Origin of the sequence: Pseudomonas sp. RC10-4-2, from assembly GCF_050433085.1 — a bacterium.
Taxonomy (GTDB): Bacteria; Pseudomonadota; Gammaproteobacteria; order Pseudomonadales; family Pseudomonadaceae; genus Pseudomonas; species Pseudomonas aeruginosa.
The window spans coordinates 732161-746482 of sequence record NZ_JBNPXX010000001.1 but is presented as its reverse complement, the minus strand read 5'-3'; the positions used below and the strand labels follow the sequence as shown (position 1 = coordinate 746482).

The window sequence follows — 14322 nt, the reverse complement described above, 5'->3', positions numbered from 1 at the left end:
GTGGAGCGCGATTCTGATTAAATTTCGTCCAGCGCGCTGCCACAGTAGCGTGACAGTTTGATGAATGCCGCCAGGCGGTCGTGGCGTTGTGGCTCTGCAGCGTTGCGCCGCTGCTCCGGGCCGCCGTCCCGTGTGCCGGGCTATTCTCCCCGTCGCTCCACGATTGCGCGCTCTGCGGGATCGAGGCCATCGCTTGTCGACAGCCCCTGGCGTATGAGACAAACTCAACGAATCCGCACCGCTATCAAGTTTTGCTCATACAGAGGCCGCCATGCTCGAACTTCGCCACCTCAAGACCCTGCACGCGCTGCGCGAAGCCGACAGCCTGGTGGAAGCCGCCGAGCGCCTGCACCTTACCCAGTCGGCGCTGTCGCACCAGTTCAAGGAACTGGAAGAGCGCCTGGGCATGCAGTTGTTCGTGCGCAAGACCAAGCCGGTACGCTTCACCAGCGCCGGGCTGCGCCTGCTGCAACTGGCCGACTCGCTGCTGCCCCAACTGCGCACCGCCGAGCGCGACCTGGCACGGCTCGCCGGCGGTACCGCCGGGCGCCTGCACATGGCCATCGAATGCCACAGTTGCTTCCAGTGGCTGATGCCGACCATCGACCAGTTCCGCGACGCCTGGCCGGAAGTCGAACTGGACCTGGCCTCGGGCTTCTCCTTCGCGCCGCTGCCGGCCCTGGCCCGCGGCGACCTCGACCTGGTGGTGACCGCCGACCCGGTCGAGTTGCCCGGCATCACCTACGTGCCACTGTTCACCTACGAAGCGCTGCTGGCGGTGGCCAACCAGCATGCCCTGGCTGGTCGACCGTATGTCGTCCCGGAGGACCTGGAGCGGGAAACCCTGATCACCTATCCGGTGGAACGCGATCGTCTCGACGTCTTCACCCGCTTCCTCGACCCCGCCGACGTGGAGCCGGCGCAGGTGCGCATAGCCGAGCTGACCGTGATGATGATGCAGCTGGTGGCCTCCGGTCGCGGCGTCTGCTGCCTGCCGAACTGGGCCCTGCACGAGTACAGCTCGCGCGGCTACGTGACGGCCCGGCGCCTCGGTGAAAAGGGCCTGTACTGCACGCTCTTCGCCGCCATCCGCACGGACATGTTCGATGCGCCATTCATGCGCGACTTCCTGCTCACCGCCAAGGACACCTCCTTCGCCACCCTCGAAGGGGTCAGCGCCGCCAAGGGCTGAGCGGCTCAGAACAGCGGCAGCTCATAGGTCAGGTACAGGCGGTTCTCGTCGATGTCGCGGCTGAAGGCCGAACGGTAGGTAGCGTTGCGCCAGACCAGCCCCAGTCCCTTCAGCGCACCGCCCTGCAACACGTAGCGCAGGTCGCTGTCGCGTTCCCACTCGCGACTGCCGTCGGCGCCCTTCGGTTTCGCGCCGTGGCCGCTGAAATAGCGCGTCATCAGGCTCAGGCCGGGCACCCCGAGCGGCGCGAAGTCGCAGTCGTAGCGCAGTTGCCAGGAGGACTCGCCAGCCTCGGCGAAGTCGTTGTACTGGCCGAAATTGACCAGGTACGGATCGGTCCCCTCCAGGTAGGGGAAACCGTGGTCGCCGCTCATCCGCTGGTAGCCCAGGCCGAAGGCCTGGCCGTTGCGCAGGCGGTAGGTGAGCGACCCGCTGAAGGAACGGTTGTCGATGCGCCCGCCGCGAGCGCCGCCGGTATCCCGGCTGAGCGCCAGGCGCAAGTCGCTCTCCAGGCTATCCGCAGCGACGCCGATGCGCCCCTTGAGACCGAGGAAATGCTGGGCGTAGACCTGCTCCAGTTCGCCATAGTGGTAGCTGCCGGTCCAGTCCGGGGCGATACGGTAGTCCAGGCCGGCCAGGTCGAAACGGTCCGCCTGCGCCGCGCCGGCGAAACGCCGGTTGCGGTTGAACAGCGCCAGGTCGCTGGTGCCCGCCTCGTTGCGCTGGCTGACCTCGGTCAGCCGTCCCAGGTTCAGGCTCAGTCCGCTCAGTTCGCCGGAAGTCAGCAGCGCGCCCTGGAACACCTGGGGGAATAGCCGCCCGTAGTTGGGCTGGATGGTCGGTAGCTTCGGCACCAGGCCGCCGACCTTCAGTTCGCTGCGCGACAGGCGCAGCTTGGCGGTGGCGTCCAGCCGCGCGTAGTCGCCCGCCGCGCTGCCATCGTCGCGAAGCGGAAGCAGGCCGGTGCCGCTACGCCCCGCGCCGGAATCGAGTCGGACGCCGAGCTTGCCCAGCAGGTCGAGACCCACGCCGAGGGTACCCTCGGTATAGCCCGAGCGGTAGTCGAAGAGAAAGCCCTGGGCCCACTCCTCGCTTTTCGCACGTCCCGCGCCATCGCGGAAGTCGCGGTTCATGTAGAAGTTGCGCAAGGCCAGGCTGGCCCGCGAGTCTTCGAGGAAGCCCTCGGCCAAGGCGGGAACGCTATCGCCGGCAAGGATCGGCAGCAGGAAAAACGCGCATTTCTTGTTGTTGTTCATACGCACTCCGAACGGGCGCCTGGGCGCCTCTTTTTCTAGGGGGAACGGTGTCTCATCGGCAGCGCTCGATCACCATCGCCACGCCCTGGCCGAGCCCGACGCACAGGCTGACCACCGCGTAGCGCCGCTCGATGCGTTGCAGCCCGCGGGCGGCGGTGAGCACCAGGCGCGCACCGGAGGCGCCGAGCGGATGGCCGAGGGCAATGGCGCCGCCATGGGGATTGACCCGCGGGTCCTCGTAGTCCAGGCCGAGCAACTTCAGGCAGGCCAGGACCTGCGGCGCGAAGGCTTCGTTGATCTCGATCAGGCCGACCTCGTCCAGGTCGATGCCGGCGCGTTGCAGCGCGCGGAGGATCGCCTGCTGCGGGCCGATGCCCATCAACCGGGGCTCCACGCCGACGCTGGCGCTGGCGAGGATCCGCGCCAGCGGCCGGATGCCCTCGCGCTCGCCGATCGCGCGGTCGCCCAGCAGCACTACCGCCGCCCCGTCGTTGATCCCCGAGGCATTGCCGGCGGTCACTACCCCGCCGGCGAACAACGCCGGCAAGCGCGCCAGGGCCGCCAGGTCGGCCTGCGGCCGCGGATGCTCGTCGCGCTCCACCAGCCGCGTCTCGCCCTTGCGTCCGGCACGCACCTCCACCGGAAGGATCTCGCCGAGGAAAAAGCCCTCCTCCAGCGCAGCCTGGTAGCGCGCCTGGGAAGAAGCGGCGAAACGGTCGGCGTCTTCGCGGGCGATGCCGAAGGCGCGGGCCACGTTGTCGCCGGTCTCCGGCATGCTGTCGTTGCCATAGCGCTCGACCAGCCTGGGGTTGGCGAAGCGCGCGCCGATGGTGCTGTCGAAGACCTCCAGCGTGCGGCTGAAGGCGCTCTCCGCCTTGCCCATGACGAACGGCGCCCGGGACATGCTTTCGGCGCCGCCGGCCAGGTACAGCCGACCCTCGCCGCAACTGATCGCGCGCGCCGCGTCGATCACCGCCGACAGTCCGCTGGCACACAAGCGGTTGACCGTCTGCCCGGGCAGCCGCGCCGGCAGGCCGGCTGCGAGCAGCGCGTTGCGCGCCAGGTTGCGGCTGTCTTCGCCGGCCTGGTTGGTGCAACCGAGGATCACATCCTCCAGGTCGTCGACGGCGAACCCGGAGGTTTCCGCGAGACGCGCCAGCAGCAGGCCGGCCAGGTCGTCCGGACGCACCGTCGAGAGTGCACCGGCATGCCGGCCGAAAGGCGTACGCAGGCCGGCGTAGATATAGGCATCGAGCATGGTGTGTTTCTCCGCGAAGGGATCAGGAGGCCAACGGGCTGTCCGGCTGGCGCAGGGAAAGGCCCAGTTGGGCGCGCCGGCGCAGCCAGGGGCTGGGGCGATAGCGCGGGTCGCCGCTGAGCGCATGCAGGCGTTCGAGGATGCGCAGCACGCGCCCGGCACCCATTCGGTCGCCCCACTCCAGCGGCCCCAGCGGATAGCCGAGACCGAGGCGCACCGCCAGGTCGATGTGCTCCACCGAAGCGATACCCTGCTGGGCGATGTCGCAGGCGAGATTGACGATCGAGGCGAGGGTGCGCTGGACGATGAACCCGGCGCTGTCGCGAATCAGCGTGACGCCCACGCCGTCCCGTGCGAACAGGGTGCGAGCCGCCTGCTGCAGCTCCGCTCGGGTCGCCGGGCAGGCCATCAGGCAGCGGTTTCGCTCCAGGTCCGACAGCACGTCGATGGCCAGGCTGCGCGTCGGATCGACGGCGAACCGCCGCGCTGCGGCGCTGACGTCGGCGCCCAGCGGCGCAAGCAGGCACAACGCCGCCCCGGAAGGACGCTCGCCGCTCTCCACCTCGGCGCCCAGACGTTGTAGCAACGTCAGCAATGGCGCGCGGTCATGTTCGTCGTCGACGCCCAGCCACACCGGCGGCAACGCCGCGCCTGGCGCAACCGCCGGGGCGGCGGCGGGCACCTGCCCAGCGCCGTCGTAGCGGTAGAAGCCCTGGCCGCTCTTGCGCCCCAGGCGGCCGGCGGCGAGCATCTGGCGCAGCAAGGGATGCGGACGATAACGCGGCTCCTCGTAGTACTGCCGGTAGATCGACTCCATCACCGGCAGGCTGACGTCCAACCCGACCAGGTCGAACAGCTCGAACGGGCCCATGCGGAAGCCGGCGCCCTCGCGCAGGACTTCGTCGATCGCCGCCACCGGCGCCACGCCCTCGCCGAGGATACGCAGCGCCTCGGTGCCGAAGGCCCGTCCGGCATGGTTGACGATGAAGCCGGGGCTGTCCGTGGCACGCACCGACTGGTGGCCGAAGGTCGCCACCAGGGCGCACAGTCGCTCGGCGATGCCGGTGCGGGTGGCGAGACCCTCGATCACCTCCACCAGACGCATCAGCGGCACCGGATTGAAGAAGTGCAGACCGGCGACCCGGCCGGGATCGCGACAGGCCGAGGCGATCGCGGTAACCGACAGCGAGGAGGTATTGCTGGCGAGGATCGCTTCGTCGCCGACCACCTCTTCCAATTGGCGGAACAACGCCTGCTTGGCCTCCAGGTTCTCGACGATCGCCTCGATCACCAACTGGCAGCCGCGTAGGACCCGCATGTCCTCGACCACCCGCAGATTGCCCATCGCGCGCTCGACAGCCTCCGCCTCCAGCCGGCCCCGCTCCACCTGCCGGGCAAGGACCGTGGCGATCTGCTCGCGTGCTTGCAGTGCCGCACCCTGGCGGCTGTCGTAGAGCAGCACCAACAGGCCGGCACAGGCAGCGAGCTGGGCGATGCCCTGGCCCATGGCACCGGTACCGACGATACCGATGAGAACGATCGGTGGTTCGCTCATTTTCCCAGGTACTCCGCTGTGCGTTTTTCCAGGAAGGCACGCATGCCCTCCTTCTGGTCGTGGCTGTCGAACAGCAACTGGAAGGCCTTGCGCTCCAGCGCCAGGGCCTGGTCCAGCGGCAGGTCGGCGCCGGCCAGGACCACTTCCTTGATCTGCGCCAGCGCCAGCGGCGGCAGGCCGGCGATCTGGCGAGCCAGTTCGAGGGCGCGATCCAATGCCTGGCCATCCGCCGCCACCTCGCTGACCAACCCTATGGCCAGGGCCTCCGGCGCCCGTACCGTGCAACCGGTAAACAGCATGCGCAGCGCCTGGAACTTGCCCACCGCTCGCACCAGGCGCTGGGTGCCGCCGGCGCCGGGCATCACGCCGACACGAACTTCCGGCTGGGCGAAGCGCGCCGAGGCACCGGCGACGATCAGGTCGCAGTGCATCGCCAACTCGCAGCCTCCGCCCAGGGCATAGCCCTCCACGGCGGCGATCAGCGGCTTGCGGCAGGCGGCGAGGGCCTGCCAATGGCGCTCCACCCCGCGCTGCTGGATCTCCAGCGCGGACGCCTCCGCCAGTTCGTTGAGATCGGCGCCGGCGGCGAACGCCGTGCCATTTCCGGTGAGGACGATGACCCGGGTATCGGCGCACTCGTCGAGGCGCCGTACGTGCTCCGCCAGAGCCTCGCGCAGGCGCATGTTCAGGGCGTTGAGCACTGCCGGGCGGTTCAGTCGCAACAGGGCCACACCCTGCTCCGGCCGCTCCAGCAGCACGAGTTCGGGGCGCACCGCCCCAGGGGAGGAATCCATGGCCATCTCCAATTGCCCGGGGATTGAGTTGCACGGCGCAGGCCGTGCCGTGAGGGGTTTCAGGCGCGGACGATGCCGCGCCGGACCAGCGCGTCGATCGCCTCGGCGCTCAATCCCAGTTCCGCCAGGACTTCCCGAGTGTCTCCGCCCAGCACCGGCGGCGCGGCGCGGTAACTGGCCGGGGTGCGCGAAAGCTTCACCGGCGAGGCGATGCCGCGATAGCCCTCGAGTTCGACGACCATCCCGCGATGGCGGGTGTGCGGGTGCTCCACCACCCGCTCCACCGTGGCGATGGCTCCGCAGGGCACGCCGAGACGGATCAGCCGCTCGGCCAGCTCACGGCCGTCGTGGGCCGCCAGGTAGTCCTCCAGAGCGCGCTTCAGCGCCTCGCGGTTGACCGAGCGCTTGCCGTTGTCGGCGAAGCGCGGGTCCCCCGGCAGTTCATCGGCTCCCAGGTACTCGCACAGGCGGGCGAACTGGCGGTCGTTGCCGACGGCGAGGAAGATCGGCTCGGTACCGGTGCGGTAGTTGTCGTAGGGCGCGATGTTCGGGTGGGCGTTGCCGCTACGCCGGGGCGTACGTCCGGAAGCGAAGTAGTTCGGCAGGTGCGGGTGCAGCAGGGAGATACCGCAGTCGTACAGGGTGATGTCCACCGACTGCCCGCGCCCGCTGACCTGGCGCTCGTGGAGGGCGAGGAGGATGCCGGCCATGGCGTTCAGCCCGGTGACCATGTCGACGATCGGCAGGCCGATGCGCAACGCCTCGCCGCCGGCCTCGCCGTTCACGCTCATCAGTCCGGCCATCGCCTGGATCGCCGCGTCGTAGCCGGGCAGGCCGCCGAGCGGGCCGTCGGCGCCGAAGCCCGATACCGCGCAGTGGACCAGCCGCGGGAAGCGCTGGCGAAGCACCTCCTCGTAGCCGATCCCCCAGCGCGCCAGGGTGCCGGGCTTGAAGTTCTCCAGCAGTACGTCGGCGTCCTCCAGCAAGCGCAGCAGCAGCTCGATGCCCTCCGCCGTCGCCAGGTCGACGGCGATGCCCTTCTTGTTGCGGTTCACGCCCTTGAAGTAGGACGCCGTGTCGCCCTCGAAGGGCGGCCCCCAGCCACGGGTCTCGTCGCCGCCGAGGGGTTCCAGCTTGATCACCTCGGCGCCGTGGTCGGCCAGCGCCTGGGAGCAGTAGGGTCCGCCGAGGACCCGGCTGAGATCGATGATTTTCAGGCCACGCAGGGCGCCCGTCTGATTGGTCATGGCGACTCTCTGGTTGTTGTGAGCGGGAATGCGGGCAGTCAGGCCGGCAGCAATTGCATGGCTTCGGCCTGGCTCAGCGGCACCTCGCCGACCACCCTGGCCAGCAGTTCGGCCTGGTCGGTCCAGCCCTCCAGGTGCAGCGGGTCGCGCGGCAGCAGCTTGTGCCGGGCGACCAGGAAGGCCAGGGCCAGGCGGCGCTGGTCGGGTGCCTGGCGGCTGGCTTCCCAGGCCATGAAGATCGCCGTGCACAGGTGGTAGAGGGCGCTGCCGGCCTGGCGCACCTGTTCATCCTGGCGGCGCTCGGCGACGTCGGCCATGGTCGCGACCACTCGCACCAGCAGTTCGTCGAAGAGGTCGCGGGCGTCCCCTGGCAGGTCGCTGTCATCCAGCAGCCGGCGCAGGTGGCGCTGCAAGGGTTCGAGCGCCTGTTCGCGGCTCACCGCACGGGCGACGTCCAGCGCCACGATGTTGCTGGTGCCCTCCCAGATCGACCCCAGGTGGGCGTCACGCACCAGCCGCGGGTCGCTCCACTCCTCGATGTAGCCGACCCCGCCGCGCACCTCCATGGCGTCGCCGGTGACCCGTCGCGCATCGCGGCAGGCGCGGAACTTGATCAGCGGGGTGAGGATCCGCACGCATTTCTGCGCCTCGACCTCGCCGCCATCGGCGCGCGGCAGCAGCGTGGCGATCTGCATGAACATCGAGCGCGCCTGTTCGGTGGGCAGCATCATCTTCAGCAACTGCTTCTGCATCAGCGGCATGTCGATCAGGTGCTTGCCGAAGGCGCGCCGATGGCGGGCGACGAACAGCGCCTCGCTAAGCGCCCGGCGCATCAGCCCGGCGGCGCGCACGCCGTTGGACAGGCGCGACATGTTGACCATGTCGGCCATCTGCTGGAAGCCGCGGCCGATCTCGCCGATCAGGTAGGCGCTGGCGCCTTCCAGGCGGACTTCGCCGCTGGCCATGGAGCGGCTGCCCAGCTTGTCCTTCAGGCGGACGATGCGATAGGCGTTGCGCGTGCCGTCCTCGCGGACCTTCGGCAACAGGAACAGGGTCACGCCCTTCATTCCTTCCGGCGCGCCTTCGGGGCGGGCCAGGACCATCGCCAGGTCGGCGTCCGGGTTGGAGCAGAACCACTTGTCGCCGTAGAGCTTCCACTCGCCGCCCTGCTCCCGCGCCACGGTACGGGTCCGCGCCACGTCGGAGCCGGCGGCCTGCTCGGTCATGAACATGGCGCCCTGGAACAGCTCGTCGAAATCCCGCGAGGCGAGGGACGGCAGGTAGCGCTCGACCAGTTCTGGCGCGCCGAACCTGCGCAGGGTGCGGGTCAGCGAGTCGGTCATGCTGACCGGGCAGCAAAGGCCGAACTCGGCCTGTACGAACAGGTGGGTGAGCGCATACTTCACCAGCGGCGGCGGGCCGTCCGGGCGATGGCTCATGGAAGCCAGGCCAAGTTCGGCATAGGCCACCTGTTCGAGGGCGACGTAGTCCGGATGCTTGCGAATGCTCTGCAAATCCTCGCCGCGGCGGGTGCGCGGCGCCAGCACCGGCGGGTTCTTGTCCGCCGCCAGCGCCAGCACGTCCAGCTCGCCGCCGGCACGGGCGCCGAGCCGTTCGAGGAGCGGCCGCCATTCGGCGAGCAACGCCGGCGGCAGGTATACCTCCAGCAGCCGCTCCAGGGCCGGATCGCAGGTGTAGAGATTCAGCCCACGGCTGTCGGGGATGTTCAGCGTATCTTCGCGAAGTACTTCGGGCATGGCGGTCATGGCGCGGCTCCTGCTTGTCTTGCGCCGAGACTAGGCGAGTGCTTCGATAAGCATCCAATACAAAAAAAATCATCGACGATAAGAAAAACAGATCGTAGAACCAGGTGCCTGCCATGGATCTCAGACAGCTTCGCTACTTCATCGCGGTCGCCGAGGAACTGCATTTCGGTCGCGCCGCGGCTCGCCTGTTCATCTCCCAGCCGGCGCTGAGCTTCGACATCAAGAAGCTGGAGGAACAGCTCGGAACCCAATTGCTGCTGCGCAACAACAAGTCGGTGAAGCTCACCGGCGCCGGCCAGGTCCTGCTGGTGGAAGCGCGCAACCTGCTGCTGCAGGCAGAGAAGGTGAAACGCCTGACCCAGCTATCCGCCGAGGGCGACGTCGGCCAGCTGCGCGTCGGCTTCGTCAACTCCATGCTCTACCGCGGCCTGCCCAGGGCCATGTCCCGCTTCGAACGGGAGCACCCGAACATGGAGGTGGTGCTCGGCGAAATGAACAGCGCGGAGCAGGCCCAGGCGTTGCAGCGCGGGCAGATCGACCTGGGCTTCGTGCACTGGGGCAGGCTGCCGGCGGAAATCGTCTCCGAACCCTTGATCAGCGACCCGTTCCTCTGCTGCCTGCCCGCCGGGCACCGCCTGGCTGGCCAGGCGCGTCTGGACCTCGCCGAACTGCGCGACGAAGACTTCATCCTCTTCCCGCGCCATGTCTCCCCGCACTACCACGACCTGATCATCGCCCGCTGCGTGGAGGCCGGCTTCAGCCCGCGCATCCGCCACGAGGCGCGCCTGTGGCAGACCGTCGCCGCCATGGTCGGTCTCGGCATGGGCGTCGCGCTGATCCCGGAGACCCTCTGCCTGGCCTGGCGGAACGAGGTGCGCTACCTGGAGATCGAGCCGGCCGGCGCGCGTTCGGAGATCCACGCGATCCTTCCGGCCAGCGAACCTTCCCGGGCGGCGCAGGCGTTCCTGGCGACGCTGAAGAGCGGCCTGGACGACGCCTGAGCGAGGGCTGACGGAAAACGTCGATATGGAATCCCTTATCGAGCCATAAGATTAAAAGACTATTGATTTGCGGGGGTGCCACCTAGACTCCGAGGCACCCGGGTCAACACCGACGCACGCTCTCCCTCCACGGAAACCAGCGTTTCCGCCCCGCCTTTCAGCGAAGGGCGGTAGGGAGCGGCGTGTCGGCGAGAACAACAATAAACAGGACTCGACCCATGCCGCGCACGCCCTCTCCCGAAGACGCCGACCTGCACAAGAAGGCCCGCAGGGCCGGTATCGCCTCCTTCATCGGCACCACCATCGAGTGGTACGACTTCTACATCTACGGCCTGGCCGCCGCCCTGGTGTTCGGCAAGGTATTCTTCCCCGCCGACATGGATCCGGGCCTGGCCACCCTGCTGTCCTTCGTCACCCTCTGGTCGGGCTTCATCGCTCGCCCGCTGGGCGGGATCATCTTCGGCCATCTCGGCGACCGCATCGGCCGCAAGACCACCCTGGTGATCACCCTGATCATGATGGGCATCGCCACGACCTGCATCGGCCTGTTGCCGGTCTATACGCAGATCGGCATCTGGGCGCCGATCTCCCTGGTGGCGCTGCGTATCGTCCAGGGCATCGCGGTCGGCGGCGAGTGGGGCGGCGCGATCCTGATCGCCAGCGAAAGCGCGCCCAAGGGCAAAGGCATCCTGTACGCCGCCTTCGCCCAGCAGGGCTCGCCCACCGGCAACCTGCTGGCGACCCTGGCGTTCTTCGCCCTCAGCGCCCTGCCCGCCTCGGACTTCATTCTCTGGGGCTGGCGCGCGCCGTTCCTGCTCTCTGCGGTGCTGGTCATCGTCGGCATGGTGATCCGCCTGAAGCTGGAGGAGTCGGAAGACATGAAGCGCGTGCTGGCGCAGAAGCGCACGGTGAAGCTGCCGCTCGCCGAGGTGCTGGGCAAGCACTGGAAGATCGTCCTGCTCGGCGCCGGCGTGCTGCCGATCATCCACGTCACCTACTTCAAGAGCACCTTCGCCCTCTCCTGGGCGACCAAGACCCTCGGCTACAGCCAGGGCACCTTCCTCAGCATCATCGTGGTCGCGCTGGTGGTGCAGTTCCTCAGCCAGCCGCTGGGGGCGCTGCTCACTTCGCGCATCGACATGCGCAAGGCGGCATGCCTGATGGTGCTGCCGGAGTTCATCCTGATGCCGGCGATGTTCTTCGCCGTGGAAACCAAGGTCTACTGGATCGCCGCGGTCGGCATGTGCCTGGCCACGGTGCCGCACGCGATGTTCTACGGCGCGGTGGGCGGTATCCTCGCCCGAGCCTTCCCGGCGCGGGTGCGCTACACCGGCCTGTCGCTGGCCTACCAGCTCTGCTCGCTGCTGGTCGGCGGCGGTACACCGGTACTGGCCCAGTGGATTCTCAACAGTACCGGCAGCATCGTCGGCGTGGCCCTGGCCTCGGCCTGCTACGCGCTGGTCTCGCTGGCCTGTACCCTGGCCCTGTTGCGGATCACCGGATTCCACGCCAGCGACCTGTCGACCGCCGAGCGCGCCGACGCCGAGGACTTGCAGCGGCCCGCAGCGGTCGAGCGGGAACCGGTGTTGCGCGCCCCCGCCCGGCTTCTGGGCGGCGATCCCGGCTAGCCGGCAGCGTCCATGCGCCGCTCGTGCTCCAGCAACCAGCGCTTGCGCCACAGGCCACCGCCATAACCGGTCAGGGAACCGTCCGAACCGATGACGCGGTGGCAGGGAATCACGATGGCGATCTGGTTGGCTCCGTTGGCGCGGGCCACGGCGCGCACCGACGACGGCGAGCCGATGGACCTGGCCAGCCCGGCGTAGCTCTGCGTGCTGCCGCACGGTACCTCGCGCAGCGCCTGCCAGACCGTGCGGGTGAAGGCCGAGGCGTTCAGCGCCAAGGGGGTCTGGAAGCGCACTGGAGTACCGTCGAAGTAGCCGGCGAGTTCCGCCTCGATCCTGTCGATGGGGGCGAAACGGCCGAAACCGATGCTCGATCCGCTGTTCTTCTGCAGGCGTTTCAGCTCCCCGCTCAACGCCGGGCGGTCAAAGAACTCCAGCAGGTGCAGGGCCTGCGCATCGGCCACCGCGAGCATGGCGCCGAGCGGGGTCTGCAGCCAGTCCGCCTTGAGCAGCTCGCGCCCGCGCAACTGCGACGGCGGCTCGCCCAGCAGGCGCGCGAAGGCGCTACGGAAGCCGCTGTCGGAGTCGAAGCTGGCATCCAGTTGCGCGTCGATTACCCGCGCGCCCGAGGACAGCCGCTCGGCGACCTGGCCAAGACGGCGCAGGCGAGCCATTTCCAGAAAGGTCACGCCGAACTCGCGCTTGAAGGCACGGCGCACGGTGGACGGGTCATAGCCCAGCGCCGCCAGGTCGTCTTCGAACCAGCGCCGCTGCGGTTGCCGACCGAGGCGCTGGAGCAGGTCGCTGACCAGCGGCCCCTGCGTGCCGAGCCGTTCCAGCGGCCGGCAACGCAGGCAGGGCCGGAAGCCGGCCTCGACGCAGCCCTTGATCGAATCGAAGAACAGGGTGTTCTCGCGCTTCGGCTTGCGCGCCGGGCAGGTCAGGCGGCAGAACACCCCGGTGCTCTTCACCCCGACGAAGGCAAAGCCATCGTAGGCGGGGTCGCGCGCCAACAGCGCGGCATACAGGGTGTCGTCATCGGGAAGGGGAAGGAACAACGCTGCATCGGACATGGCCGGCTCCGGAACCAGGGAGGCGATGGATAGCCACTCTAGGCCAGGAGCCTGCGCCTTGCCGCCGCGAAACGGGCGTCGATTCTTTCTCAGCCCTCCTCGAAACGCATCTCCGGCGGCGGCTCGCGGAAACCGTGGGTGATCGCCGCCAGGTACACCGCGCCCAGCGCCAGCCAGCAGAGGCCGAGGATGATCGCCAGATGGTCGAGGCTGGCCATCAACCACAGGTCGGCGACCAGGCCGATGCCAGGGAATACCAGGAACAACAGGGTTTCCCGTGGACCGCGGCGCTCGGCGCCAAGGTAGTAGTGGAAGACCACCGACAGGTTGACCAGGCTGAAGGCGAGGAAGGCGCCGAAGTTGATGAACGACGTGGAGGTGGTCACGTCCATCTGTAGCGCCAGCAAGGCCACCACACCGCACAGGACGATGCTGTTCACCGGCGTCTCGAAGCGCTTGCCGAGACGACCGAAGAACGGCCGCGGAAGGACGCCGTCGCGGCCCATGGCGAAGAGCAGGCGCGAGGCGCTGGCCTGGGCCGAGAGACCGGAGGTGAACTGGCCGACGATCAGGCCGACCAGGAAGAAGGTCACGAACAGGTCGCCACCGATGTTGCGGGCGATCTCGTAGGCCGCCGAGTCCGCGCTGTCGAAGGCGAACGACGGGTGCGCCAGTTGCACGAAGTACGAGGTGACGATGAAGATCAACCCGCCCAGCAGGGTGATCAGCAGGATCGCCCGCGGGATGTTGCGCCGCGGGTCGCGGGTTTCCTCGGTCAGGGTACTGACCGCGTCGAAACCGAGGAACGAGTAGCAGGCGATCGCCGCACCGCTCATCACCAGCGGCACCTGCAGGTCGCCACCGAGCAACGGTTGCAGCGACCATAACGGCTTGCCCGGGTCGCCCAGCACGTAGTGCACGCAGAGTGCGACGAAGGCGCCGAGGACCAGGAACTGCACCAGCATCAGCAGGCCATTGACGTTCTTCGCCAGGCGCAGGCCGACGATGTTGATCGTCGTGGTCACGCCGATGAACGCCAGCACCCAGACCGCGTTGGGTACCGCGGGAAAGGCCGAGTGCAGGTAGGCGGCGCCGATCAGCCAGATCGCCATCGGCAGGAACAGGTAGTCGAGCAGCACCGCCCAGCCGGCGATGAAGCCGAGCCGGGAATCGATGGCCTTGCGCACGTAGGTATAGGCCGAGCCGGCCACGGGGAAGGCCGCGGCCATGCGCCCGTAGCTGAGGGCGGTGAAGAGCATCGCCAGGGAAGCGGCGATGTAGGCGGCGGGGACGTGTCCCTGGGTGGTCTCGGCGAGGATGCCGAAAGTCCCGAGGACGATGATGGGGGTCATGTAGGCGATGCCGAACAGCACCACGGAACCCAGCGACAGGGTGCGCTTGAGTCTGGCCATTACTGCTTACTCCGGAATTATCGTTTGTTATGGCAGTGGCCCGCAGCCGGCCAGGCCGCGGGACGCAGGGGCCTCCCCTCACCCGGGAGACCGGCGGACGCTCGGGCGCCCATCGTTGTGCTACGGCTTTCCGGGCCCATCCT

11 protein-coding genes are annotated in these 14322 nt (G+C 68.4%); 3 read left to right on the top strand and 8 right to left on the bottom strand.

Translation table 11 applies throughout. From position 1 onward, the window contains the following. Positions 1 to 271 precede the first annotated feature (271 nt). On the top strand, positions 272 to 1192 hold the full coding sequence (metR, locus tag FHW81_RS03520; RefSeq protein ID WP_003092181.1) for a transcriptional regulator MetR: 921 nt from the start codon (positions 272 to 274) through the stop codon (positions 1190 to 1192). A 5-nt stretch (positions 1193 to 1197) separates the two neighbouring features. Here metR and FHW81_RS03515 read toward each other — a convergent pair whose 3' ends face one another. The 6 genes from FHW81_RS03515 to FHW81_RS03490 are packed head-to-tail and all read right to left on the bottom strand — an operon-like array spanning position 1198 to position 9068. Then, a complete protein-coding gene (locus tag FHW81_RS03515) occupies positions 1198 to 2448 on the bottom strand; it encodes an OprD family porin (RefSeq protein ID WP_003143278.1) in 1251 nt (416 codons plus the stop codon). Positions 2449 to 2500: 52 nt separating this feature from the next. Continuing rightward, complete coding sequence (locus tag FHW81_RS03510; protein ID WP_003098466.1) at positions 2501 to 3706, bottom strand: 3-oxoadipyl-CoA thiolase; 1206 nt, start codon at positions 3704 to 3706, stop codon at positions 2501 to 2503. Between the two features lie 22 nt (positions 3707 to 3728). Beyond that, positions 3729 to 5261 (bottom strand): 3-hydroxyacyl-CoA dehydrogenase, encoded by a 1533-nt coding sequence (locus FHW81_RS03505; protein ID WP_033980644.1) that lies wholly within the window; start codon positions 5259 to 5261, stop codon positions 3729 to 3731. After that, entirely contained in the window at positions 5258 to 6055 is a 798-nt protein-coding gene (locus tag FHW81_RS03500; protein WP_003109712.1) for an enoyl-CoA hydratase, read from the bottom strand. Before FHW81_RS03500 ends, FHW81_RS03505 begins: the two co-directional genes overlap by 4 nt. Positions 6056 to 6114: 59 nt before the next feature. Further along, entirely contained in the window at positions 6115 to 7302 is a 1188-nt protein-coding gene (locus tag FHW81_RS03495) for a CaiB/BaiF CoA transferase family protein (RefSeq protein WP_033980646.1), read from the bottom strand. A 38-nt stretch (positions 7303 to 7340) separates the two neighbouring features. Then, positions 7341 to 9068: an acyl-CoA dehydrogenase family protein gene (locus tag FHW81_RS03490; RefSeq protein ID WP_003453614.1), complete on the bottom strand. Its 1728-nt coding sequence runs from the start codon at positions 9066 to 9068 to the stop codon at positions 7341 to 7343. A 113-nt stretch (positions 9069 to 9181) separates the two neighbouring features. Here FHW81_RS03490 and FHW81_RS03485 point away from each other — a divergent pair, with 113 nt between their 5' ends. Both FHW81_RS03485 and FHW81_RS03480 read left to right on the top strand, forming a co-directional pair. After that, complete coding sequence (locus tag FHW81_RS03485; RefSeq protein ID WP_010793350.1) at positions 9182 to 10069, top strand: LysR substrate-binding domain-containing protein; 888 nt, start codon at positions 9182 to 9184, stop codon at positions 10067 to 10069. A 218-nt stretch (positions 10070 to 10287) separates the two neighbouring features. Continuing rightward, the gene (locus tag FHW81_RS03480) at positions 10288 to 11697 is read left to right on the top strand and encodes an MFS transporter (protein WP_003098472.1); all 1410 of its coding nucleotides are present in this window, start codon (positions 10288 to 10290) and stop codon (positions 11695 to 11697) included. Here FHW81_RS03480 and FHW81_RS03475 read toward each other — a convergent pair. Together FHW81_RS03475 and FHW81_RS03470 are read right to left on the bottom strand one after the other, a co-directional pair. Beyond that, positions 11694 to 12767: a bifunctional transcriptional activator/DNA repair enzyme AdaA gene (locus FHW81_RS03475; protein ID WP_015649308.1), complete on the bottom strand. Its 1074-nt coding sequence runs from the start codon at positions 12765 to 12767 to the stop codon at positions 11694 to 11696. The two genes, FHW81_RS03480 and FHW81_RS03475, sit on opposite strands and share 4 nt — an antisense overlap. A gap of 89 nt (positions 12768 to 12856) precedes the next feature. Continuing rightward, a complete protein-coding gene (locus FHW81_RS03470; protein WP_003109706.1) occupies positions 12857 to 14179 on the bottom strand; it encodes an APC family permease in 1323 nt (440 codons plus the stop codon). Positions 14180 to 14322 lie beyond the last annotated feature (143 nt).

Excerpts from the sequence above, each read along its gene's own strand:
- metR (WP_003092181.1), top strand. The coding sequence starts at position 272 with ATGCTCGAACTTCGCCACCTCAAGACCCTGCACGCGCTGCGCGAAGCC.
- FHW81_RS03515 (WP_003143278.1), bottom strand. The coding sequence starts at position 2,448 with ATGAACAACAACAAGAAATGCGCGTTTTTCCTGCTGCCGATCCTTGCC.
- FHW81_RS03510 (WP_003098466.1), bottom strand. The coding sequence starts at position 3,706 with ATGCTCGATGCCTATATCTACGCCGGCCTGCGTACGCCTTTCGGCCGG.
- FHW81_RS03505 (WP_033980644.1), bottom strand. The coding sequence starts at position 5,261 with ATGAGCGAACCACCGATCGTTCTCATCGGTATCGTCGGTACCGGTGCC.
- FHW81_RS03500 (WP_003109712.1), bottom strand. The coding sequence starts at position 6,055 with ATGGATTCCTCCCCTGGGGCGGTGCGCCCCGAACTCGTGCTGCTGGAG.
- FHW81_RS03495 (WP_033980646.1), bottom strand. The coding sequence starts at position 7,302 with ATGACCAATCAGACGGGCGCCCTGCGTGGCCTGAAAATCATCGATCTC.
- FHW81_RS03490 (WP_003453614.1), bottom strand. The coding sequence starts at position 9,068 with ATGACCGCCATGCCCGAAGTACTTCGCGAAGATACGCTGAACATCCCC.
- FHW81_RS03485 (WP_010793350.1), top strand. The coding sequence starts at position 9,182 with ATGGATCTCAGACAGCTTCGCTACTTCATCGCGGTCGCCGAGGAACTG.
- FHW81_RS03480 (WP_003098472.1), top strand. The coding sequence starts at position 10,288 with ATGCCGCGCACGCCCTCTCCCGAAGACGCCGACCTGCACAAGAAGGCC.
- FHW81_RS03475 (WP_015649308.1), bottom strand. The coding sequence starts at position 12,767 with ATGTCCGATGCAGCGTTGTTCCTTCCCCTTCCCGATGACGACACCCTG.
- FHW81_RS03470 (WP_003109706.1), bottom strand. The coding sequence starts at position 14,179 with ATGGCCAGACTCAAGCGCACCCTGTCGCTGGGTTCCGTGGTGCTGTTC.